Consider the following 22,770-nt stretch of genomic DNA (forward strand, 5'->3'; position numbering starts at 1 on the left):
CCTATCGGTGCGTCGCCGGTCAAGTATGAGACTCACGGCAGACGAGACGGTTCGGTTCGACGAGTTCGCTCGAGCCTGCGATCTCGTCGCGGCGTACTTCGGCGAGACCGTCGACGCCGTCGCGCTCGAGGCGCCCGTCTCGCGCCCCCAGCTCGTCGCCGTGCTCGCCCGGGTCCAGCTCAGCGCCCGGCAGTCCGCGATCGATGGCACGCTCCCGGATCGCGACGTTTGCTACCGGTCAAACGACGAGACGGTGCTGTGGCTCGAGTCGGGGTTCTGGGCCGAGATTCGAGAGCGCCACGGCCTCGAGGTCGCCGAACGGCGGGCGGCTCGAGACGTTCACCGACGGCTGCTCGAGGCGATCGTCGGCGAGCCGTCGGGCTCCGAGACGGAGCCGTTCGTGCTTATCGAACGGTTCGAACGGAACAGGTAGCTGATCCCTCGAGGGCCGTCACTCCTCGTAGGCGAGGTTCATGATCCACTGCGAGAAGGCGTCGCTGTTGGGGTCGACCTCGTCCTCGCCGATAAACGGCGAGAGCATATCCCCGGCCATCAACAGGGTGAAATCGAGGTCTCGGGCGATCGGCGTGATGTAGTAGGTGTTGTGCCCGTTGTAGATCGTGTCCTCCCGGTCGACCAGCCCCTTCTCGACGAGCGATTCGACGATCCGGCTCCCTTTCCGCGAGGAGACGTCGAGCTCCTTCCAGAAGTCGCTCTGGTGGATCCCGCCGCTGTCGCGGACGAGCTCGAGTCCGGCTCGCTCGTCCGCGGAGAGCTCGGCCTCGATTTCGGAGACGCTCACTGCGACCACCCCGTGCTCGCCGCTACGGGCGCAAGTGCGTGCATACCTGTATCAGGTGGAGCGAGCCGCTTAAATGTGCCCTTCGCGGTCACCGCCGGGATCCGCGACGGCGACGGGCTCGTAGACCGTCTCGCAGGGCGGTCCCGGGGCGAACAGGTACCGCGACTCGTCGCCGAGCGCGATCAGCGACGACGAGCGGGTGCCGTAGCCGTCGCCGTGGACGCAGACGCCGTAGTCGTGATCGCCGAGGACCCCGCCCGCTCGCTCGAGCCAGTCGTCGACGCGCTCCCCGGGATCGGCGGTCAGCTCCCGGCGCACCCTGCGGGCGTTGTCGGCCTGCTCGCGGGCGACCTCGGTTCGCTCGGGCGGAAGCCGAACGTCGTCGTCGACCGCGGCGTTGACGACGACGTGGACCCCCGGTTCGAAGTCGGTTCGCTCGAGAGCGCCGTTCCACTGCAGGCAGACGGCGTCGTGCTCGTCGGCGAGGACGAGGTAGAAGCCGTCGTACTCCCGTGCTGCGGTCTCCTCTTCGACGAGTGCGGCCGCCTCGGCCGCCGACTCGGCCTCGAGGGCGTCGGCGACGAGTAACCCGCGGGAGCGCTCGCCAGTGAGTTCGGGCGTCCCCCAGCGGTTCGTGACGCCGACGAACAGGCCGTGCTCGTTGGAGCCGATCCAGGTCCCCCCGGCCTCGGCGTCGTGGGGGGCGACGACCCGCGGGTCCTCGCGGTAGACGCCGGGTGGAACGGACTCGCGCTCGAGCGATTCGTCGCGGTTGGCGGCGACCGCCACCGGGGCGTCCTCGAAGACCTGCCAGGCGAGCGTAAGCGTGCACACGGGCAGGGGTAGGGACGCGGGGGCCTTAACGTCGCGTTCGACACCGTGCAGCCGAAGCGTCGGTTCTCGAGTCGCCGCGAACTCGAGTTGATCGAGTCATCATATACCGCCTGGAGCCGCATCGGTCAGCGATAGTAGCCACTGAAAGTCAGTGCGCACTCGATCGCACGACTGCTGTGGGATCGATGTACAACAGTTTCAGTTGTTACTATCAGTAGATAGTAGTACGGTTTCTTTATTCAGAAATAGAGCAGAATAGATGTGCAGTCTATTTTCTTATTGAGTGACTGATTCAGAATCGGAACTCCGATAACTATCTTAAATATGATAGTTTGTAGTAGTTGGAAGTACGGGTTCTTTATTCAGAATTGTCTGTGAAACTGGTGGTCAGTATAGGGTAAGGACTGTTCACTCGTCCACGCGAACAAGACGCTTTCCCTGAGAGCAGACAACGGTTAGCAACCGACAACTCGCTGATCTACACCCAAGTTGGGTTTGGGTTTCTGGCCACCCTCGCCGGGAACTTCACACCTATCCTTCGCAACTGAGAACATTCCTATGAACACCCCTCTAGATCGGGTCCGAGTGGGTCCCGTAGTGAGTATCTGATGACACGACACAATAGCCAGTCCGACAGGAATCGGTTCGCAACCATCGCAGTCGGTGCAACTGAAACCGCGACGCATCCTCACAGAGATGGAACGAACGACGTTGTTCCACCAATCCACCTTTCGACTACGTTTGAGTGGGCCAGCGGAGAGGACGCCAATGAACACGACTATTCGCGCGAGAGCAATCCGACGCGGGCAGCCCTCGAAGAGCAGTTAGCCAGCCTCGAAGGCGGCAAGCATGGGTTGACGTTCGCCTCTGGAATGGCCGCTACATCGACGACGATGCTGTCGCTGATTCCCCCAGGAGGCCACGTCGTTTCCTCGGACACCATCTATAGCGGAAGCGAAAAACTGCTCACCAAGCACATGGCCGGACATCTCGGTGTTGACATCGACTTTGTTGACGCCCGTGACCCCGACAACATCGCCGATGCAGTCAACGCAGACACTGACTTGATCTGGGCAGAAACACCGTCGAACCCCTTGATTAGGTTATGCGATATCCAAACGATAGCCAACATCGCCGATGACCACGATACCCTGTTCGGCGTGGACAGTACCTTTGCGAGTCCGTACTACCAAGCTCCACTCGAACTGGGTGCTGACGTTGTCGTTCACAGCACCACTAAGTACCTCAACGGGCACTCTGACTCGATCGGCGGTGCCGTTATCACCGACGACGAGGGAGTTTACGAGCAATTGGCGTTCTCGCAACGGGTTGGGCTTGGGAATATGCTTTCGCCGTTTGACTGCTACCTCGTTGCGCGAGGCATCAAGACGCTGCCCGCGCGGATGGAACATCACGAGCGGAACGCGATGGCAGTTGCCCGATTCCTCGAAAGCCACGACCGGGTCGCTCGTGTCTACTATCCAGGTCTTGAAAGCCACCCACAACACGACCTTGCGAGCGAGCAGATGTCGGGGTACAGCGGAATGCTGTCCTTCGAGTTTGACGGCACACTCATCGAGCTTGAGGCGTTCATCGAGGGACTCGAGGTCTTCACGCCGGGAGCCAGTCTCGGTGGGGCCGAGAGCCTCGTCGAGGTACCGTCACTGATGATCCCCGACGAGTTCAGTCGTAGTGAGGATTCAGCGGAGGTTCCCGAGACGTTAGTCCGGGTATCCGTTGGCCTCGAAGACGCTGATGACCTCTGTGAGGACCTCCAAAAGGCACTACCGTAGCGTACGTTCCCCTTTTCTCCGACTGTCCGATCCGCAAGCAGGGATACAAACTGTCCCTATACGAAAGAGTGCAAATCATTCGAGCGGTTCGATTACGTCTCCGGGGTGAATTATCCCATCTTCGAGAATATCCGCTCGGAGTCCACCTCGGTGAGTGAGTGCCTGCAATACACCGTCCTGAGTGATGCGCTGAAGATGATTACACGGTTCACACAGCCGATCCCCTCGACAGATGACGTCACCGACTCGGAATCGTTGCCCAACGAGATGATTGAGTGCGACATCACGGGTTTCGATGTTTCGTCGGTGTTCTCCCGGTGCGAGTTCGATTCCCGCTTCACGTTCGATTGCTGTGACGGCCTCCTGCTCGATCAACGTGAGGTCGTACCCATCGTGGCGTTCTTCATCTGACTCCCACTCAACGAAGGTCCCCGTCTCAATCTCGCTAAAGTAGCGATCACCTCGAAGACCTTTTCCGGCAACTGCTTCAACATCGGTCTGTTTTTCCATCTCCGCTTCGGCTTCAGGTGCGATAAAAATCTGTTCGACAGTGCCACTCCCGGTCATGTGTGCTATGCGTGTTTAGCACAGTATAAACACTCGGTGTAGGTATTGTTGACAAGGTAACTCAGCAGTATGTCCGCACGTGTAGTGACCGAACTGCTCCGATTCAGTTTCAAGTACGCGCTTGAACAAAGAAATCGTACTCCATCTACTGCTATTGAACTATCTGACTCTAGAGATGTACTCGGTGAGTTGTTCATAGTAAGGACGTGTGATTAGAAGCGGCTTGATTTTCACTCTTATAACTGAATAAAGAAACCGTACTACCAACTACTGCTATAGCGGAGTTCCAATTACCCAAAGCGCTCTACCACCTCCGGCCACGGGAACCCTCCACGTCCTCCCCAGCCGATTTCTGCTCACGGGCACTTCGTACCCGTTTGCATGGTCCGCGGAACCTGCGGTTCCGCGCTACGCTCGCGTCGCTCGCTCATCCCTCGCACGATATCGAACGACGACTCGCTTTTCGCTCGCCGTCCTCCAGCGTGTGCCATCCCGGACAGCTCGGCCGGCCTCAACGAGATCCGATCACGTGCACCTACCACAAGCGCTACGGGTGACTCCGAAAGAAGACTCGTTCGGCGAGCCTCGCTTACGCCGAGCGCGACCAGCCCGAGACGTCCGTCCCGGACTCGAGCAACCGCGTCCTGACGGCCTCGCGGTCGACGGTTCCCGAGTGGGTGCGGGGCAGCGACGCCGTTACGGCGATCGTCTTCGGCCGTTTGAATCCCGCGAGACGGGCGTCACAGCGGGAGAGGACGGACTCGAGGTCGACCGACTCCGACTCGGCGGCGAGCAGCGCAGCGACGCGCTCGCCCCACTCGGGATCCTCGAGCCCGACGACGGCCGCGTCCGCCACCTCGGGGTGAGTTCGGAGGACGTCGGCGACCGCGCCCGGATCGACGTTCTCTCCGCCGGTGACGATCCGGTCGCTCCGGCGGTTGAGTACCCACAGCCGGCCGTCTTCGTCCGTGTAGCCGACGTCCCCTGTGTGCAGTCCCCGGTCGCCGAACGCCGCCTCGGTGCGCTCGGCCTCGAGGTAGCCCGGGGTGACCGTCGGCCCGGAGACGACGAACTCCCCGATCTCACCCCGGGGAACCGGCTCGCCCGACTCGTCGACGACGGTCACGTCGGTGAACAGAAGCGGCTGGCCCGCGGTTCCTTCGTGGGTTGCGGTCTCGGCGGGCGTCGCGGTGGCGATCTGTGAGGCGGTCTCGGTCATCCCGTAGGTCGGGTGGACGGGAACGCCGGCCTCGCGGCAGCGCTCGAGCAACTCGTTCGAGGCGGGTGCACCCCCCAGGAGGACGAACCGCAGCCGTTCCGGGGGTTCCCAGCCGGCCTCGAGCAGCCGCGTGCACATCGTCGGCACCAGCGAGATCCCGGTGGCCTCGAAGCCCTCGAGGGCTCGGGCCGTCCTCCGAGGACCGAACTTCCGCTGGATCGCGACGGGGGTGCCGTACAGCGCCGAGCGGACGACGGGCGCGAGCCCGCCCATGTGGTACATCGGGAGACAGCACAACCACCGGTCCTCGCGGTCGACGCCGAGGCGAAACGCCGACGCCGTCGCACTGGCGACGAGGTTGCCGACGGTCAGTCTGACCCCCTTCGGCTCGCCGGAGGTGCCGGAGGTAAACAGGATCAGCTGGGTGTCGTCGGGCTCGAGCGCGGCGGGCTCGACGGCGGGGCGGGACTCGCCGTGTGTCGGCTCCCCGCCGACCGCGAGCGTCCGCACCCGACCCGACATCGGTTCGTCGACCGAGCGAACCGGAGTCGGAGCGCCCTCGAGCGCGTCGGCCAGCTCGAGTGCGGCCGACTCCGTCCCGCTCTCACAGACGACGGCGTCGATCCCGGTGCGTTGGGCCTTCCCGGCCAGTTCGGCGGTCGTCTCGCGGACGTTCAGCGGGACGACGGTCGTTCCGAGTCGCATCGCGGCGAAAAACAGCGTCGCGAACGCGGGCCGGGTATCGAGCAGGAGTCCGAGGCGGTCCTCGCGGGGGTCCCCGAGGAGCTCCTGAAGCTCGCGTGCGGCCGTCTCGACCCGTCGGTCGAGTTCGCGAAACGTCCACGACTCGTCGGCGTCGACGTCGATCACGGCGGTCCGCCCGGGCGTCGAGGCGACGCGGTGGCTCGCGAGGTCGCGGGTGGGCCACTCGAGGGGCGTCACTCCGCCCACACCCCCTCGACGCCCAGCCCCTTGGCCTGGGGGACGACCGCCGCGCCGTTCTCGAACAGGACGGGATCCCGGCCGAGGTCCTCGGCGAGCAGGTCGCCGGTCGCCAGCCCGCAGGCCGGCGGATCGGGCAGCGACGCCGCGAGGTGGACGGCGCCGGCGCGGGCGACGACGCCGTCGATCGTCGTCGTCACCAGCGGCGTCACGCCGAGCTGGTCGACCCACGTCGCGACCTGCTGGGCGACGTCGAGCCCGCCCAGCGCCATCGGCTTGAGGACGACGGCGTCGGCGGCCTGTGCCTCGCAGATCGCGTCGACGCCGTGCTCGAGCAGTCCCTCGTCGAGACCGATCCCGACGCCCCGCCCCCGGAGATCGGCGTGGCCCTCGAGGGCGCCCGCGGGAAGGGGTTGTTCGACGAGCGAGACCTCGAGGTCGTCGAAGGCCTCGACCGCCTCGAGCGCCTCCTCGTAGTCCCAGGCGCCGTTCGCGTCGGCGCGGAGTTCGATCTTCGGGCCGACTGCCTCTCGGACCCGTCGCATCCGCTCGACGTCGGCCCCGACGCTCCGGCGACCGACCTTGAGCTTGCAGCAGCCGAAGCCGCGCTCGGCGGCGTCGCGTGCGGCCGCGACGGTCTCCTCGGTCGACCCGTCGCCGACGGTCGCGTTCACCGGCACCCGGGCGACCAGCGCGTCCGGGCTGTAGTACCGGTACAGCGGGGTCGACTCGCTCGAGGCCTCGAGATCGGCCAGCGCCAGCGAGACGCCGTATCGGGCGGCGACGGCCTCGTCGACGGCCTCGAGGACGTCGTCCTCGTCATCGGAGTCGAGCGCCGCCTGCGCGCGTGCGAGGGCGTCCTCGCAGTCCGCGAGCGACTCGGTCCACCCCGACAGCGGAGTCGCCTCGCCGTAGCCGACGGCGCCGTCCTCGCGGGTCACGCGGACGAGGAACCCGTCGCGGGAGTCGATCGTCCCGCTCGCCGTCTCGAGGGGCTCGGCCAACGACAGCGAGAACGAGCGGTACTCGAGGTCGTATCGGCTCATCCCAGCACCAGCCCTCCGGCGAACAGGACGGCGTACAGCGCGAGCAGCTTTCCGGTCTGCTCGAGGGCGGGGTTGAGCGCCTCGCCGTCGGTGCGGGTCAGCATCGTGTGAACGACCATCGCAGCGTAGGGGAGGGTGACCAACGGCACCAGGACCGCGGGGCCGAACCCCTCGCCGAACCAGAACCACAGCGGGACGAGATACGCCAGCCCGAGCAGGGCGAGATACTCGAGGCGACTCCACCGGTACCCCAGCCGAACGGCGAGGGTCCGCTTCCCGGTCTCGGCGTCGGTCTCCCTGTCGCGGACGTTGTTGACGACGATGATAGCCGTCGAGAGCCCCGCGATCGGGAGGCTCGCGAGGATCGCCTCTCGGGTGACCGTTCCCTCGGGTAGCGTCGTGATGAACGGCTCGAGCTGGGCCGCAGCCTGGACGTAGAACGTGCCGACCACCGCGACCAGTCCGAAGAAGACGAACACGAACAGATCCCCGAGACCGTGATACCCCAGCGGGTAGGGACCGCCCGTGTAGGCCCAGCCACAGAGAACGCTGACGAGGCCGATCACGAGGATCGGCACGCCCCCGACGTAGACGAGGTAGGTCCCCGAGAGGATCGCCAGCCCGAAGGTGACGACCGTCGCCAGCTTGACCCGCTCGGCCGGGATCAGCCCCGACTGAGTGACTCGAGTGAACCCCTCACGATCCTCCGTGTCGGCTCCCTTGATCGCGTCGTAGTAGTCGTTCGCGAAGTTGGTGCCGATCTGGATCAGCGCCGCGCCGACGAAGGCCATCAGCGCCGGCAGCGGGGCGAACACGCCCTCGTGGATCGCGATCCCGACCCCGACGATGACCGGCGCCGCCGCCGCGGGCAACGTCTGCGGGCGCGCGGCCATCACCCACGCCTTCGTCCGCGAAATGTCGAACTCCGCCGTACTCATTGTCCGAGTACTCCGACTCGAGGAAGTGTCAACGTTGGCATTGACGCCGACCGGACGTTCAGCTCGCGGTCGAACCGCCCTCGCTCCCGACGCGGCCTCGTCTCTCAGATTCGGCGGCGAGCGACGAGGAGCGCGATCGTGAGCGTGAGTCCGGCGACGGCGGCCGGAACGGCGAAGCCGGGCACGGAGTCGGCGTCGGCGCTCGACTCCGCGTCGTCCGTAGCGTCGTCGGTCGTCCCGGTCTCGTCGGCCCCGTCGGCATCGCTCGAGTCGTCCGGACTATCCTCGTCGGCTCCCGCGTCGTCGTCATCGTTCGCGTCCTCGGCGAGAGTCACACCGTCGGTCTCGGCATCGTCGGCCTCGTCGTCCGCCATGTCTCTGTCGCCGCCGTCGACGTGGATCGTCGCGTCGTACTCGAACGACGCCTGGGGGTAGTCCGTGACCAGCGTCGTCGACGCGTCGGCGACCTCGACCGTCTCGCTCGTCGCTTCCGCGTCCTCGGCGACCGCGAGGGATCCCCGTGGTCCATCGGCTCGAGCGCGCCCCGCTCGCCCCACAGCTCCTCGTCCAAGTACTCGACCCCGCCGACGACTTCCTCGCGGAACGCCTCGTCGTACTCGAACTCGAAGCTGGCGCTCGCAGCCTCGGTCAGCCGGTCCTCGAGGTCACCGGTCTTCCGGGTCGAGAGCGCCGGCAACTCGACCTCGACGGTGTAGCTGCCGTCGCCGGGCAAAGAGACGTTGTCGCCGAAGTGAAAGCCCATCTCCTGGGAGAGCATCGTCCACGGTGACAGCGGCGAGCCGACCTGCTCGCCGTCCTGGAGTACCCGCAGCTGTGCCCCGTCGTCGACCGGGAGAACCGTCCCCGTCTCCCGCTCCCAGGCGGTGAACATCATGTGGACGCCGTGGCCTTCCTCCGGGTCGACGCGCTCGACCGAGTCCTCGTCGCCACCGGCGACGATCCAGAACGGGTGGGGGTACGACAGCATCGGCGCGATCGCGACGTCGCCGTCCTCGATCGGCTCGAGCACGCGCATCTGCTCGCGGTGGGTCGGGACGTAGACGGCCTCGGGCGGATCTTCGACCTCGATGATCTCGGGGACTGCCTCGACGTCGTCGGCTCCGTTCTCGTCGTCCGTCTCGTCTCCGTCGGTTCCAGTGCATCCCGCGAGCGCAACCGCTCCGGCGAGCGCGCCAGTTCGCCGGACGAGCGTCCGGCGATCGATCGTTCGTCGCGTGTCGTGTCGTTCCTGAGTCATGTGTCACACCGTGATCAGCTATCGCCGCTCGGATCGGCCGGCGGGAGCGCCCGCAGCGATCGCGGCGGGACGAGGTAGTTCCCGCGCTGGTCGACGAAGAGGTAGTGCAGGATGCCGTTGTTCGCCGTCGCGACGTCCAGGTCGGGTCCGTTCATCGCCTCGCGAACCCGGACGAAGTCGGCGATCTCCCGCTGCAGCGAGAGGAAGTGGAGGCCGGGTCGGTCGCCGTCGACGGTGTTGAAATCCCGCCGCAGGAGCGGGGGCTCGCCGTCCTCTCGAGCCCGCGCGGCCTTCTGGGCGTGGCCGACGACGCCTCGCCCTCGGGCGTCGTCCTCGGTCGCCGCGATGCGTTCGTCGGTCAGCCCGTTCGTCGCGCCCAGTTCCTCCCCGACCTCGCCGACGGCCTCCTCGTCGGCGTGTTCGGGGCCGAACAGCTTCGAGACGCGCTGGTAGTGGTTCTCCTGGTCGAACCACTGCTCGAGGTTGATCTCCATCGAGGACACCTGCTGGGTCGTCCCGCCCGCGAACGGGCCCGACTCGAGCGTCACGCGGTCCTCGCTCGCCTGGCTGTCGGCGAACCCCGAGCGAAACCCCATGAAAAAGGGCGCGTCCTCGGGGACGGTCTCGGGAACGCCGGGGACGTCGGTCCGCTCGGCCGGCAGTCCGTCGCCGACGAACCCCGTCCGACGGCGGTCGTCCTCGCGGTCGAAAACTCCCGAGAGCTCCGCCTCGAGTTCGATCCGGTTGATCGACTCCCGCTCGCCGAACAACCCCTCCTCGGCCTCGAGGACGACCTCGGGCCGATCGCTCGCGAGGTGTAGGAGGGCGTCGAACTCGTCGAACGCGGGCGTCTCACCCTCGCGGAGCGGCTCGGGCTCGGGGAGGTCGACCGACTCCGGCAGCGACTCCTCGAACCGGGCGAAGTACGCCGGCGTGTAGCCGATCGTAAACAGCAGGCCGTCGCTGTTGCCCTCGTAGGCCCGCTCGAGCGTTCGCAGGGCGTTCTCGACGGTCTCCCGGGCGTCGGGATCGACACCGTCTCCGTTCGCGACGCCGTCGTCCAGCGACAGCGCGACCAGGACGTGGTGCTCGGCGGGGCGAACGTTCTCGTCCCCGTCTGCCGGGAGGGACTCGTCCCAGGCGTGCTGGCGCTCGGGCAGCGACGACGGGTCGTCAACGCCCGCGGGAACTGGGTCTTCGTCCTCGTTCTCGCTGTCCGATAGGTCCAGACAGGCGCTCAGCGCCGTCGCTCCGCCGGTGGCGACCAGCGCACGAACGTACTCGCGGCGGGAGAGCGCGGATCGATCGGGGAGGGACACTACCCCACTGTCGGGGCGTGGTCGCCATATGGGTTTCTCACGCCGTCCATTTCGACCGCCGTCGGCGACGGTATGGGGACGGTCGTCGCCGGTACCGACGATCCTTCGTCAGTAGTGCCAGGGGTAGTCGTCGAAGTCGGGCTCGCGGCCCTCGACGAAGGCGTCCCGGCCCTCCGCCGCCTCGTCGGTCATGTAGCCCAGCCGGGTGGCCTCGCCGGCGAACACCTGCTGGCCGACCATCCCGTCGTCGGTCATGTTGAACGCGTACTTGAGCATCCGCATCGCCGTCGGACTCTTCGAATTGATGCGCTCGCCCCACTCGAGGGCGGTCTCCTCGAGCTCGTCGTGGGGGACGGCCTCGTTGACCATCCCCATCTCCGCGGCCTCCTCGGCGCTGTAGGTCTTCCCGAGGAAGAAGACCTCGCGGGCCTTCTTCTGGCCGATCTGTTTGGCGAGGTACGCCGAGCCGAAGCCGGCGTCGTAGCTCGCGACGTCGGGATCGGTCTGGAGGAACTTCGCGTGCTCCTCGCTCGCGAGCGTGAGGTCGCAGACGACGTGCAGCGAGTGGCCGCCGCCGACGGCCCAGCCGGGGACGACACAGACCACGACCTTCGGGATGTGGCGGATCAGCCGCTGGACCTCGAGGATGTGCAGTCGTCCCTGCTCGGAGGCTCGTTCCTCATTCCCTTCATACTGGTAGCCGTCCTCCCCGCGAATCGTCTGGTCCCCGCCCGAACAGAACGCCCAGCCGCCGTCCTTCGGCGAGGGGCCGTTGCCCGTCAGCAGGATGCAGCCGACGTCCGTCTGGCGCTTGGCGTGCTCTAAGGCGTCGTACAGCTCGTCGACCGTTCCCGGCCGGAAGGCGTTGCGAACGTCGGGCCGATCGAAGGCGATCCGGACCGTTCCCGAGTCGACCGCCCGGTGGTACGTGATGTCGCGAAAGTCCCGATCAATGTCCTCGATCGGCTCCCAGCGCGCCTCGTCGAAGAGTTCCGAAACCATCGCTCGAGTGTGGTCGCCGTCGCGTCAAATAGGTTCGCGTCGCCGGTCGAGAGCGTACTCGAACGAGACACCCTCCGTCAGTACGGGTCGTACTCCTCGACGTCCAATACGGCCCGGACGTCGTCCGTCCAGAACTGCTTTTCAGCCGTTGCAAATCGCCCGCCGTGCTCTCGAGCGGACGCCGCGATCAACGCATCGAGTTGATCCACGGGTGCGCCTCGTTTCTGGAGCGCTTGCTGCAGCTCGTAGCCTTCGGTTGCCGTTTCCCGGGTGGTTTCGAGGACCTCCATAGATGTCGTTACGGAGTGGATAATTTCCTCCGGAGTCGCGTCGATATATCCGTACAGACTCCCCATGAGGGCTTCGAAGAGAACGATAGACGGCACACCCCACGGATCTCGTTCGTGTTCTTCGAGGAACGATCTCGCGTCGTCGACGCCGTTGAGATAGTCACTGAGAAGGTTGTTGTCGAAGACGAGCACTGTCATTGATCGCTCTCCTCGACTCGGTGATCCATGCGGCTTCGCATCTGCTCTCGAATCTCCTCCATTCCCTCCTTCGACCGCTCCGAATCGCTCGACGCGATCCCGAACCCGGCCCACTTATCCTCCGATGTGAGACGGAGGATCACGTCGTTGTAGCTCTCGCCCTCCCGTTTGAATCGATCTAACCGCGACTTCGCCTCCTCCGAAAGACGGATCGAGGTGCTCATGTATGCATCAATGCATGCAATCCGAATAAAGCTAGCTACTGGACTTCTCGTCCCACACTCGGAAAGAAGGAGATTCTAGCTCGAATCCGCTTCCGAATCAACTCGTCCGGTACACGACCGAGGACGCCCTGTCCGTCAGTCGTCGCTCCCTTGCCCGGGAGCCCGATCGAAGCCGACGGCCTGCCCGTCACGGTTCGGGTCTGCCGCACCCGTCAACAGGCCGTCCTCGCTGGCGATGACCTGGACGTTGCCGATCTCGCTCGGCTCGTCGTCGACCTCGTGGCCCCACTCCGCGAGCGTGTCGCGGGCCTCCTGTGGCACGCCCTCGTCCCACTCGATCCCGCCCATGTGGTGGGTGTAGATCGACGGCTCGGTGATCGACTCGAGCGGACTCAGTCCGTAGTCGTAGCGGTGGAGGATCGACTGGAAGGTTGCGCTGACGATCGCCCAGCCGCCCGGCGAGCCGGCCGTAAACTCCGGCTTCCCGTCCCGCATCACGATCATCGGACTCATACTGCTCAGCGGGCGCTTCCAGGCGTCGGGCTCGTTCGGGCCGCCCGGTTCGTCGTCGAAGTCGGTGAGCTCGTTGTTGAGCAGGAACCCGCGTCCGGGCACCATCTTGCCCGAGCCCATGAACTGCTCGATCGTCGACGTATAGGAGACGGCGTTGCCCCACTTGTCGATGACCGAGAAGTGGGTCGTCTCGCCGGGCTGGCCCGGCCCCATCTCGTCGTCGTCGGGGAAGACCGTCTCCCCGAACTCGATGGGGTCGGCCCGCGACTGGAGGTAGTCGTCGTCGAGCAGGGCGTCGACGGGAACGTCGACGAACTCGTCGTCGCCCATGTACTCCATCCGATCGGCCCAGGCGGAGTAGATCGACTCGGCGATCAGGTGGTACTTCTCCGCCGAGCGGACGTCGTACTCCTCGACCTCGAGGAACTCGAGCATCCGCAGGACCATCGCGACGACCGTCGGGCCGGAGGTGGGCATCGGCTGGCCAACGAGTTCGACGTCGCGCCACTCCTTGCGGACCGGGTCGTCGATCGTGACGTCGTACCTCGAGAGGTCGTCCTCGTCGACGACCTGGTCGGGGTCGCGGGCGTACTCCTGAATCGTCGCGGCGATGTCCGCCGCGACCGGGCCCTCGTAGAAGCCGTCGGCCCCTCGCCGTTGGATGCACTCGAGGGTCTCGGCGAGGTCAGGGTTGGTCATCGTGTCGCCCTCCTCGTAGAGGTTGCCCTGATCGTCGCTGTAGGTCTCGATGGCCGCGTCGTTGAACTTGTCGGTGTTTTCGGCGATCTCCTCGGCGAGGAACCAGTCGACGGTGAACCCGTCGCGCGCGAGGCGGATCGCCGGGTCGATCAGCCGCCGGCGCGAGCACGATCCGTACCGCTCGCGGGCCGTCTCGAGGCCCTTGACCGTCCCCGGCGTCCCCATCGCCTCGCCGGTCTCGATGTCCTGGTCGTACTCGCCGTCGTGTCGAAACAGCTCCGGCGAGGCGGTCTGGGAGGCCCGCTCTCGGCTGTTCACGCACTCGACTGTGTCCGAGTCGGCGTCGTAGACGACCATGAACCCGCCGCCGCCGATCCCCGACCCGTGGGGCTGGGTCACCGTCAGTACGTACTGGATCGCGACGGCCGCGTCGATCGCGTTCCCGCCCTCCCGGAGGATCTGCGCTGCGACCCCCGAGGCGATCGGATCGACCGTCGAGACCATCCCGTCCGCTGCGGTGACCTCTCGCCCGCAGGTGAACTGCGGATCGTCGCAGCTAAAGCCGGGAACGTCGGTAACCGACTGGTAGTCGTCGGCCGCGACCGTCGGCGTCCCGAACGCCAGCGCCCCCGCAGCGACCCCCGCACTCGAGAGGAAGGCCCGACGCCGAAGCCTCGAGGAGGTCGCCCGTTTGCCCGTCTGTCCCTCCGCTCGCCGTGGGTTGTCATCTCGTGACATGACTTTTCTGCCATCCGGACACTCACTACTCGTACGCAAAACCGTTTCGGAACCTACGACCTCCCGATCGGGAAGAAAATCAGTCATCGAGGCTCCTCGAGCGTCGATAGGTTGCACGGCCGACGACTCGTCGCGGACCGCTATTCGTCGCCGACGGTGCGGAGTTCGTTCGCTTTCCCGAGCGGCAGTACCGTACGGCGTTCCGCGTCGTACTCGACGAGCGAGCGCGCCGCGAGCTTCGGCAGGTGTCGGTGGTGGAGTTCGATCAGGAGCGTCTCGAGCGGGACCTCGACCGCACGCTCCTCGCGGAGGCGGCGGCCGAGCCGCTCGAGCGAGAGCGGTTCGTCACGGCTCGCGAGAAGCGAGAGCGCGGCTCGACCTCGCGGATCGGTGAGCGCGGGCAGCGCCTCGGGAAACCCGTCCCGTTCTCGGACGAGCTCGGCGATCCGGTCTGCGTCCCCGTCCGGCCACACTCGGCCGTCGGAGCGATCGTAGCTGACGAGATCGGCCCCCGCGAGCGTCGGAACGTGGACGTGGACGAGCTCCGATCGGACTCGCTCGACCGAGCGCGTTCGGCCGCCCGTTCTGGCAGTTACTCGATTCGCCACCTCGTCTGCGAGGTCGGCTACCGGACGCGGTGACTCCCCCTCGAGCAGGCTCGCCATCGTCGCCCACCGTATCGGGTCCGCCAGCGCCTCGAGTATCGTTTCCTCCCCGGGAAGCCCCTCGAACCCCTCCACTTGCGAGTACGAATCGCGATCGCAGTTCATTCGTTTGCTCCCTGTCGGCCCCCGGGGAAACGTATACGAGCTAGTTACTGAACGGTACCGCCGGGGGATACCTAGATAGTGAACCCGTTCGCCGGCGCCGCTACTCGAACAGCGAGTCACAGAGCTTCCGCTGGGCCGCCCGGAGGTGCTGTGCGAACGTCGGGTGGGAGACCCCGAGCGATTCCGTCACCTCCTGGCCGGTGCTCCGTCGGGGCGATTCGAAGTACCCGCTCAGGTAGGCCGTCTGCAGGACCTCCCGCTGTCGGTCGGTGAGTCGCTCCTCGAGGGAGTTCCGTACCGAAGCGGGGTCCGGTCGCTCCCGAGAGCGACGGGCGACCAGCCTGGTGCCCGGGAACGCGCGCTGTAGCTCGTCGACGAAGTCGCGAACGTCGGCCGATGGCGGAAGTTCGACGGTGACGCCGGTGTCCGTTTCGTCGATCTCGATCGACTGGATCTTTCCGCCGCGTTCGACGACCGCCGCGGCGACGGACGGGGCGGTTACCGAGAGTTCGAATCGAGACTCGTCGTTGTGAGAGGTGATACGCCTAACTCGGTCGACCCCGACGAGTTCCGCAGCCGCGTCGGCGATCCGATCGGCGTCGTCGTCTCGGACGGTGACGAAGAGGCGGTCCGTCTCGGCCGCCGGAACGTACCCCTCGACGTCGATCCCGCAGGCCGTTTCGCGGGCGAGTCGCGAGAGAACGGTTTCGGTGCCGTCGATCGCCAGGTCGAGTTCGGTGACGGTCGCGGAGCCGAGCGCGGTCTCGGTCTCGGTGTTGTGGATCGCGTCGCCGATGAGCTCGCCGAGTTCGGCCAGCACCTCCTGGTCCAGCCCGGTCATCGCCGAATCCGTCGCGTACACGGAAAGGACGCTGTAGAGGGTATCTTCGTAGGTGATCGGAACGCTCACGCAGGACCGGAACCCGTGCTCGATCGCGATCGAACGCCACGCGTCGAACGAGCGGTCGGTGACGACGTCGTCGACGATCCGCACCGACCCGGCGTCGGCTGCCCGGCCGGCGGGCGTGGCTTCGAGCCGGTCGTCGACGGTGCCCGCGAGTTCGTTGAGGTAGTCGGATCCCGCTCCTGCCCACTCGAGCGGTTCGACGCGCCCGGCCTCGAGCGACGGCTCGCCGATCCAGGCGAACGCGTACGCGTCCGATCGGGCAAGCGACGCACAGACGACCCGTTCGATCTCGTCGCGCGAGTTCGCCCGAACGACTCCCCGGTCGATGCTGCGGATGACGCCGTTGATCCGCTCGAGTCGCTCGAGGCGGTCGGTCTGCTCGCGGAGTTGGGTCTCGCGCTCGGCGCGGTCGTAGGCGGCCTCGACGTTCGCGGCGATCGTCTGCAGCAGGTCCATCGATACGTCGTCGAACGCTCCGGCTGTGTCGGCTTCCGCGCGGAGCACACCGTGTTTGCCGAGGGGCGCGGCGACGGACCCACCGGCGGTCGGGTCGTCCCCGCCGTCCTCGAGGGTTCGACACTCCCGGTCGACGAACGCCTCCCAGAGGGGGTCCTCGACCGCCGAGCGCGCCGTCGATCCGGAGCGGTCGCGGGTGCGGTCGGCCGGTCGCAGGGTACCGAGCTCGGAATCGTACAGCCAGACGTCGGCCCTCGGAACCCCGAGTACCTCTCGGACGACCTCGGTCGCACACCCGTGGATCTCGTCCGCGTCGGCCCGCATCAGCTTCCGGGTAGCCGTCGTCAGCCTCGTCAACCCTCGGTCGCGGTGCTCGAGTCGGGATCGGGTTTCGGCCCGGGACGCGATCGTCTGAAGTTTCCTGTCGACCTCGCGGCTCGTCCCGGTCGGCTCGAACTCCTCGGGGGGCGCATAGAACACGTTTCCGCCGACGGTCCCGTCGTAGACGATGTGCGGGTGGTTCTCGATGACGGTGGTGAGAAAGTCGTCGGGGAAGGCGTGGCGATCGTACTGACAGAGCGCGATCGCGTCGCGGTCCGTATAGAAGCGGTTGACCGCCCGCTCGTAGGCGATCACCTGATCGAGGTCGGCCCACCCCTCGAGGATCCAGGACATCTCGGCGGTGATCCGCAGCGCCTCGTACCCCTCTCGGGTGACCGAATCGACCGTCGACTCGAGAAACGCCAGCACGTCGTCGGCGTCGAACTCCCGCTCGGTCCCGCCGTAGACCTCCGTCGGCGTGTGTATCGAGAGCGCGCCGCTCTCGAGGGCACGCTCGACGTCGATCCCGCGGCCGGCCATCGCCTCGAGGACCTCCTCGCGGCCGGTCTCGCCCGCGATGTAGAGGCAGCGTTCGCCCCGCTCGAGTCCGGTTCGAACGAAGGGAATCGCGGCCTCGAACTGCTGGTCGCGAGTTCGGTAGATCGAGGCCAGGTGCTCGTGGGAGTCGCTGACCTCGTCCATGCGAATCGGCGTGACGAGCTGGTCGCCGAGACCGTGGTCGAGTTCCCGCGAGGGCGCTCCCGTCTGTTCCATGGACACACTGTGGACGGTCGAACGGATAAGAGCACCGCGGGATTTCGCTGGCAGATCGGCTGAAAGCGGTCGAACAGCGGGATTTTATCGGCTCTCCCGACGCTCGTCCGTGGCGAAATGTACCCGGTTCGGTAAACCGAAACGTGGTGTATCCGTTCCGTTTCGACCGCGGTCGCGGCGTTCTACTTCTCCACGAGCGCGGCCTCGAGCCGCGTCTCCAGCTCCTCGCGGCGCCGGTGGTTCGCCTGCGAATCGAACTCGAGGGCGAGCACTTGCGTTCCCGCTCGCTCGAGCGACCGTCGGTAGGCCGTCGCGAAGTCGGCGGGTTCGACGCGCTCGAATTCGAGACCGTACAGCGCCGCGAGGGGCTCGAACTCGAGGCCGTGGGGCGTCTCGAACTGGTCGGTGAACGGCGGCTCGAAGTCGGCGATCGGCAGCTTCTGGAAGATTCCGCCGCCGTCGTTGTCCAGCAGGACGATCGTCGCGTCGACGCCGCAGCGATCGACGGCCAGCAGCCCGTTCGAGTCGTGATAGAAGGAGAGGTCGCCGGTGACGAGCACGAGCGGGTCGTCGGTCGCGCTGCCGGCGCCGAGGGCCGTGCTCGCGGTGCCGTCGATCCCGCTGGCGCCGCGGTTTCCGAGTACGGTGAGATCGGCCTCTCGGGGCCGAGCGAACCGGTCTGCGTCTCGAATCGGCATGCTGTTGGCGACGACTACCGTCGCAGGATCGGGCGCCTCTTCGAAGACGGTCGCGAGGACGGCCCCCTCGAACGGATCGCGCTCGAGCGCCTCGGCCTCGAGGGCGCCCTCGAGAACCTCCCCGTGGACGCGTTCGGCCCGCTCGAAACGCTCGAGCCACTCGTCGTCGGCACCGATGGAGGCGTCCTCGCCGGACTCCTCGAGACGCTCGCGGACGCTTTCGAACACCGACTCCGGCGTCGCGGCGAGCAGGTCGGTCGCAGTAAAGGACGCCTCGCGCCACTCCCCGGCGGGGTCGAGCAGGTACTGGTCAGCGTCGGCCGCCGCGAGGACCTGTCGAAGCGGTTTCGAGGTCGGCGAGGCGCCGAACCGGACGACGATGTCGGGCTCCGGGAGGACGTCGGCGTAGGCGTCGTAGCCGCCGTAGACCGGTTCGTCGGCGACGTCCTCGCCGAACCGCAGTCCCGAGAGCGGATCGGCGAGCACCGGGGCGCCGACGCGGTCGGCGAGCGTGAGAACCGTCGCGGGCTCGAGCTCGACGAGGTCGACGGGATCGGCGGGGCCCGCCACGAACAGCGGGCGATCGGCCGTCGCGAGCGCCTCTGCGAGCCCGCCGACCGCGTCGCTCGAGGCCTCGAGGGTCGGCCGTCCGCGGGCGGTCTCGACGAACGCGCTCTCCCGTCCCTGTCCGGCGAGCGTCCCCGCGAACGAGTCGGGGACCTCCTCGGTGTCGGTCGGCTCGAGGGGTTTCCGGAACGGGCAGTTGAGGTGGACCGGGCCCGCGGGGGTCCCGACGGTCTCGGCGAGCGCGCGACCCGCGGTCGTCCGCAGACTCCGGACCTTCCGCTCGTCGGCCTCGGGGTCGGGAAGCTCGGCGTACCAGCGGACGGCGTCGCCGTACAGCTTGACCTGGTCGATCGTCTGGTTGGCGCCGCTGTCGCGCAGTTCGTGGGGTCGATCGGCGGTGAGGACGAGCAGCGGCACCCGGGCCTGATTCGCCTCGATGACGGCGGGGTGGAAGTTCGCGGCCGCGGTGCCGGAGGTACAGACCAGCGCGGTCGGCTTCCCCGTGCGCCGGGCCCGACCGAGGGCGAAGTAGGCCCCCGAGCGCTCGTCTAAGTGCGAGAAGACCTCGATATCGCTCTCGGCGAAGGCGACCGTCAGGGGCGTCGATCGGCTCCCCGGCGAAATGCAGACCGCCTCGAGCCCGCCCTTCGCGAGCTCGTCGACGAGCGTCCGACCCCACAGCGTCGCGCGGTTGGGGGCGCTCATCGCAGCTCGTCGAGGATGGGACGGAACTTCAGCTGTACTTCCTCCCACTCCTCGTCGGGATCGCTGTCGGCGACGATCCCGTTGCCCGCAAACAGCGTCACGGTCTCGTCGGTCGCGACGCCCGATCGGAGGCCGACCGCGAACTCGCCGTCGCCGGCGGCGTCGAACCAGCCGATCGGCGCGGCGTACCACCCCCGGTCGAACGATTCGGTCTCGCGGATCGTCTCGAGAGCCGTCTCGGGGGGGACGCCACCGACAGCTGGCGTGGGGTGGAGGGCCTCGACGAGCTCGAGGACGTGTTGATCGGCCTCGAGGGTGGCCTCGATCGGCGTCTGCAGGTGCTGGATCGTCGCCAGTCGGCGCACCGTTCGATCGTCGACGGCGAGCTCGCTCGCCAGCGGGGCGAGCTGGTTGCGGATCGACTCGACGACGAGTCCGTGCTCGCGGCGGAGCTTCTCGCTGTCGAGCATCCGCTCGAGGTGGTCGTCGTCCTCCTCGGGAGTCTCGCCGCGGGGCACCGAGCCCGCAAGCGCCTCGGTCTCGACTCGGTCGCCGCGTTTCGACACCAGCCGTTCCGGCGGGGCGCCGAAAAAGGTGCCGCTGGTTCCGTCGCCGATCAGGAACCGGTAGCAGTTCGGATACTGCCGACGCAGCCGCTCGACGGTCGCGGGGACGTCGATCGGTCCCTCGAGGTCGACCGACAGCGCCTGCGCGAGGACGACCTTCGTGAGCTCGCCGGCGTCGATCCGTTGGAGGGCGGCCTCGACCTGAGTCCGCCAGGACTCGATCGGGGTGGTCCGTCGCGTCTCGGCGACGCCCGGCCCCGCTCCGCTCGGACGCATCGCCGGCAGCTCGAGCAGGCCGTCGTACCACTCCTCGAGTCGGCGTGTCGCTTCCGTGGCGTCGTCACCAACCGCGGTGAGCCACGTCCCCTCGTCGCTCCGACTCACCAGTATTTCGGGGACGACGAACGAGGCGGCCTCGAACCCCGTCCAGGGAGCGACCGCCTCGTGGCCGTCGTGAAACGAAAACCCCCCGAACGCGCGCGGGCGAGCGGCGTCCGGACCGGTGTGGTCCAGTCCTCCGAAGACCGACGTAGCCCGCTCGCGGATCGTCTCGAACCGCTCGGGGCCGCGGGCCGTAAGCCGAGCCGCGACGCCGCGTCCGACGACCTCGAGCCCCTCCGGGGTCGCCCACTGGACGCGACAGGCGCCGTCGGCCTCGCTGATCGCGCCGAAGGAAACGTCCTCGAGTTCGCGACTCCGACTCGCTAGCCCGGTGTCGTCGCTCCCGTCTGCGGGCCTCGAGTCGCCGGTCGGTTGTCGCCCGCCCAACGTTCGGTCCATCGACGGAACGTCAGGACTGGCCCGCCTTCAGCCTAACTATTCGCCAGAAACGAGTCTAGCTGTATCGCTCCTCGTTCCAGGGATCGGCCGTCTCGGAGTAGCCGCGTCGCTCCCAGTACCCCGGCTCGGGATCGGTGAGGAACTCGATCCCATCGACCCACTTGGCGCCCTTGTAGGCGTACTTGTGAGGCGTGACGACCCGGAGCGGGCCGCCGTGGTCGGCCGGCAGCTCCTCGCCGTCGTACGCCCAGGTCAGCAACACCTCCTCGCGCAGGCAGTCCTCGAGCGGGAGGTCGGTCGTGTAATCGTCCAGCGCCGAGAACATGACGTGGACGGCGTCGTCTCGAACCCCGGCGCGCTCGGCCAGCTCCGTGAAGGGAACGCCCGTGAACTCGCAGTCGAACTTGCTCCAGCCGGTAACGCAGTGGAAGTCCTGACGCTGGGTCACGGTCGGCAGCTCGCGGAACTCCGCCCAGGAGAGGGCGAGTTCCTCCTCGACCGCCCCGGTGACGGTGAACTCCCACGTCTCGGGGTCGAACTCCGGCGTCCCGCTCTTCGAGAGCACCGGAAACGCCGTCGTCTCGCGCTGGCCCGGCGGGAGGCGCTCGTCGCCGAACTCGAGGTAAAGATCCGTGACGTCGGTTGCGTCGCTCATATGCGGATGCAGGGCGTCCGTTGACGTAGGTCTGACGTTGCCGGAGACGAGAACGGCCGCGCAAAACCGTCGATTCGCCCGAGGGTGGACCCGACGAAACGGAACGAAACGGTCGAAACAGGCCGGTAATCCGGAACTGCGTCGCGAAACCCTCGCTACCCCTTAGTGTAGTCTCGTGGACCAGGCTTCCGTATGGAAAGCAAACAACAGATGACGGAACGGGAGATGTCCGAACAGTCGGTCGAAGCAGTCGGGCAAGAGGCGATGGGGCCCGCATTCATGGCCTCCCTCGCATCGGTCGGCCTCTCGTTGTACTACTACTTCGTTCGCGGCGACCACGAGCGAGGGATCTTCGTCGGTCTCTGGCCGCCGACGATCCTCGCGTTCGCGAGCTACTTCAACCAGCGGAAGATGCGCCGGCAGCTCGAGTCGATCACCCGACCCGGAACGACGCTCAAGAACGCCATCGACTCGATGATGGGGAACAAGTGAGAGCCGTCACGGCCGCGGGCGCGCCGTTGCCGGAACCGATAGCCGGCGCCCGGTGTCGACTCCCGGCGCTACGGAGCCGGAAACAATAGTTGCACCCGAGAGATCTTTTCTTTCACGTCGGCGTAGATTCCCCGCCAGAGCTAAATACCCCCTCGCCGAAAGCCGAATCAGATGCCGAAAGTAGAGATCACCATCCCCGAACATCTCGAGATGCAGATCGCACAGATGGTCGAGCGGGGAGAGTTCGTCAACCGAGAGGAAGCGATCGAGGACCTCCTGTCGACGGGAATCAAGGCGTACAAGACGAGCGGTCCGATGGAGGACGACGACGAGGGAATGGGCGGTGGCCTCGAGGACGACGGAATGATGGGCCACGACGACGAGTACGTCTTCTAGAAGGCAAGCAGGGGGATCCCGAACGTCACCAGGAGCCCAACCAGCGCGACGACGAAGCCGATCCCGACGTCGCGTGCGGTGTACTCACCCATCGGTGCGGTGGTCCGTTCGGCCTCGAGGTCGTGGCCGACGTCGGCTCCCGAGTCGTGATCAACCGCCGGATCTGTCTCGCTGTCGTCTGCCATACTCGCGTTTACTCGAGTCGGCTTCTTAAAGACACCTACACGCGCCGACGACGAAGAGCGGTGACTGCCCGATCCAGACGGCTTTACTACCCGGGGTGCCAACCCTCGCACAACGA

Annotated in this window: 22 protein-coding genes and 1 pseudogene; 4 read left to right on the plus strand and 19 right to left on the minus strand. The window is 66.7% G+C overall.

Features of this window, described 5'->3' with window-relative positions; translation table 11 throughout:
- Positions 1 to 25: 25 nt before the first annotated feature.
- Positions 26 to 433 carry a hypothetical protein gene (locus ACFEMD_RS17985; RefSeq protein ID WP_394742650.1) on the plus strand — a complete coding sequence of 136 codons (408 nt, stop codon included), beginning with the start codon at positions 26 to 28 and terminating at the stop codon, positions 431 to 433.
- An 18-nt stretch (positions 434 to 451) separates the two neighbouring features.
- On the opposite strand, the gene ACFEMD_RS17990 is transcribed toward ACFEMD_RS17985, so the two are convergent.
- Positions 452 to 802: a helix-turn-helix transcriptional regulator gene (locus tag ACFEMD_RS17990; RefSeq protein ID WP_005555312.1), complete on the minus strand. Its 351-nt coding sequence runs from the start codon at positions 800 to 802 to the stop codon at positions 452 to 454.
- A gap of 69 nt (positions 803 to 871) precedes the next feature.
- Positions 872 to 1,636: an NRDE family protein gene (locus ACFEMD_RS17995; protein ID WP_394742651.1), complete on the minus strand. Its 765-nt coding sequence runs from the start codon at positions 1,634 to 1,636 to the stop codon at positions 872 to 874.
- Between the two features lie 608 nt (positions 1,637 to 2,244).
- Between ACFEMD_RS17995 and ACFEMD_RS18000 the strand changes: the two genes are divergently transcribed.
- Complete coding sequence (locus ACFEMD_RS18000; protein ID WP_394742652.1) at positions 2,245 to 3,429, plus strand: trans-sulfuration enzyme family protein; 1,185 nt, start codon at positions 2,245 to 2,247, stop codon at positions 3,427 to 3,429.
- A 75-nt stretch (positions 3,430 to 3,504) separates the two neighbouring features.
- Here the strand turns inward: ACFEMD_RS18000 and ACFEMD_RS18005 are convergent, their stop codons facing one another.
- From ACFEMD_RS18005 to ACFEMD_RS18080, 16 genes and pseudogenes are all read right to left on the minus strand, one after another.
- Positions 3,505 to 3,996, minus strand: coding sequence for an MOSC domain-containing protein (locus tag ACFEMD_RS18005; RefSeq protein ID WP_394742653.1), 492 nt, complete (start codon positions 3,994 to 3,996; stop codon positions 3,505 to 3,507).
- A 589-nt stretch (positions 3,997 to 4,585) separates the two neighbouring features.
- Positions 4,586 to 6,166 (minus strand): class I adenylate-forming enzyme family protein, encoded by a 1,581-nt coding sequence (locus ACFEMD_RS18010; RefSeq protein WP_394742655.1) that lies wholly within the window; start codon positions 6,164 to 6,166, stop codon positions 4,586 to 4,588.
- A complete protein-coding gene (locus tag ACFEMD_RS18015; RefSeq protein WP_394742657.1) occupies positions 6,154 to 7,203 on the minus strand; it encodes a mandelate racemase/muconate lactonizing enzyme family protein in 1,050 nt (349 codons plus the stop codon). Before ACFEMD_RS18015 ends, ACFEMD_RS18010 begins: the two co-directional genes overlap by 13 nt.
- Entirely contained in the window at positions 7,200 to 8,141 is a 942-nt protein-coding gene (locus ACFEMD_RS18020; RefSeq protein ID WP_394742659.1) for a 1,4-dihydroxy-2-naphthoate polyprenyltransferase, read from the minus strand. The genes ACFEMD_RS18015 and ACFEMD_RS18020 overlap by 4 nt, the downstream gene beginning before the upstream one ends.
- A gap of 104 nt (positions 8,142 to 8,245) precedes the next feature.
- A complete protein-coding gene (locus ACFEMD_RS18025; protein WP_394742660.1) occupies positions 8,246 to 8,515 on the minus strand; it encodes a hypothetical protein in 270 nt (89 codons plus the stop codon).
- Positions 8,516 to 8,655: 140 nt separating this feature from the next.
- Positions 8,656 to 9,399, minus strand: a pseudogene (locus tag ACFEMD_RS18030) (hypothetical protein); the annotation flags it as partial.
- Between the two features lie 14 nt (positions 9,400 to 9,413).
- Complete coding sequence (locus tag ACFEMD_RS18035; protein WP_394742662.1) at positions 9,414 to 10,718, minus strand: DUF7405 family protein; 1,305 nt, start codon at positions 10,716 to 10,718, stop codon at positions 9,414 to 9,416.
- Positions 10,719 to 10,826: 108 nt separating this feature from the next.
- Complete coding sequence (locus ACFEMD_RS18040; protein WP_394742663.1) at positions 10,827 to 11,720, minus strand: 1,4-dihydroxy-2-naphthoyl-CoA synthase; 894 nt, start codon at positions 11,718 to 11,720, stop codon at positions 10,827 to 10,829.
- Positions 11,721 to 11,797: 77 nt separating this feature from the next.
- Positions 11,798 to 12,208, minus strand: coding sequence for a PIN domain-containing protein (locus tag ACFEMD_RS18045; protein WP_394742664.1), 411 nt, complete (start codon positions 12,206 to 12,208; stop codon positions 11,798 to 11,800).
- On the minus strand, positions 12,205 to 12,432 hold the full coding sequence (locus ACFEMD_RS18050) for a DUF7557 family protein (RefSeq protein WP_394742665.1): 228 nt from the start codon (positions 12,430 to 12,432) through the stop codon (positions 12,205 to 12,207). The genes ACFEMD_RS18045 and ACFEMD_RS18050 overlap by 4 nt, the downstream gene beginning before the upstream one ends.
- Positions 12,433 to 12,567: 135 nt before the next feature.
- The gene (gene ggt / locus ACFEMD_RS18055; RefSeq protein ID WP_394742666.1) at positions 12,568 to 14,382 is read right to left on the minus strand and encodes a gamma-glutamyltransferase; all 1,815 of its coding nucleotides are present in this window, start codon (positions 14,380 to 14,382) and stop codon (positions 12,568 to 12,570) included.
- A gap of 140 nt (positions 14,383 to 14,522) precedes the next feature.
- Complete coding sequence (locus ACFEMD_RS18060) at positions 14,523 to 15,152, minus strand: DUF7344 domain-containing protein (protein ID WP_394742667.1); 630 nt, start codon at positions 15,150 to 15,152, stop codon at positions 14,523 to 14,525.
- A gap of 100 nt (positions 15,153 to 15,252) precedes the next feature.
- Positions 15,253 to 17,610 (minus strand): MEDS domain-containing protein, encoded by a 2,358-nt coding sequence (locus tag ACFEMD_RS18065; protein WP_394742668.1) that lies wholly within the window; start codon positions 17,608 to 17,610, stop codon positions 15,253 to 15,255.
- A 182-nt stretch (positions 17,611 to 17,792) separates the two neighbouring features.
- Positions 17,793 to 19,580, minus strand: a complete 1,788-nt coding sequence (gene menD / locus ACFEMD_RS18070; protein ID WP_394742669.1) for a 2-succinyl-5-enolpyruvyl-6-hydroxy-3-cyclohexene-1-carboxylic-acid synthase — start codon at positions 19,578 to 19,580, stop codon at positions 17,793 to 17,795.
- The gene (locus ACFEMD_RS18075; protein WP_394742670.1) at positions 19,577 to 20,926 is read right to left on the minus strand and encodes an isochorismate synthase; all 1,350 of its coding nucleotides are present in this window, start codon (positions 20,924 to 20,926) and stop codon (positions 19,577 to 19,579) included. The genes menD and ACFEMD_RS18075 overlap by 4 nt, the downstream gene beginning before the upstream one ends.
- Positions 20,927 to 20,981: 55 nt before the next feature.
- Positions 20,982 to 21,581, minus strand: coding sequence for a sulfite oxidase-like oxidoreductase (locus tag ACFEMD_RS18080; RefSeq protein WP_394742671.1), 600 nt, complete (start codon positions 21,579 to 21,581; stop codon positions 20,982 to 20,984).
- A 192-nt stretch (positions 21,582 to 21,773) separates the two neighbouring features.
- On the opposite strand from ACFEMD_RS18080, the gene ACFEMD_RS18085 reads away from it, so the two are divergent.
- Entirely contained in the window at positions 21,774 to 22,073 is a 300-nt protein-coding gene (locus tag ACFEMD_RS18085) for a hypothetical protein (protein ID WP_394742672.1), read from the plus strand.
- Between the two features lie 171 nt (positions 22,074 to 22,244).
- Positions 22,245 to 22,469: a ribbon-helix-helix domain-containing protein gene (locus ACFEMD_RS18090; protein WP_394742673.1), complete on the plus strand. Its 225-nt coding sequence runs from the start codon at positions 22,245 to 22,247 to the stop codon at positions 22,467 to 22,469.
- Here ACFEMD_RS18090 and ACFEMD_RS18095 read toward each other — a convergent pair.
- Positions 22,466 to 22,654, minus strand: a complete 189-nt coding sequence (locus ACFEMD_RS18095; RefSeq protein WP_394742674.1) for a DUF7550 family protein — start codon at positions 22,652 to 22,654, stop codon at positions 22,466 to 22,468. The genes ACFEMD_RS18090 and ACFEMD_RS18095 overlap by 4 nt on opposite strands.
- Positions 22,655 to 22,770: the final 116 nt, after the last annotated feature.

The sequence above is a fragment of the Natronococcus roseus genome (assembly GCF_043677095.1).
GTDB classification, from domain to species: domain Archaea; phylum Halobacteriota; class Halobacteria; order Halobacteriales; family Natrialbaceae; genus Natronococcus; species Natronococcus roseus.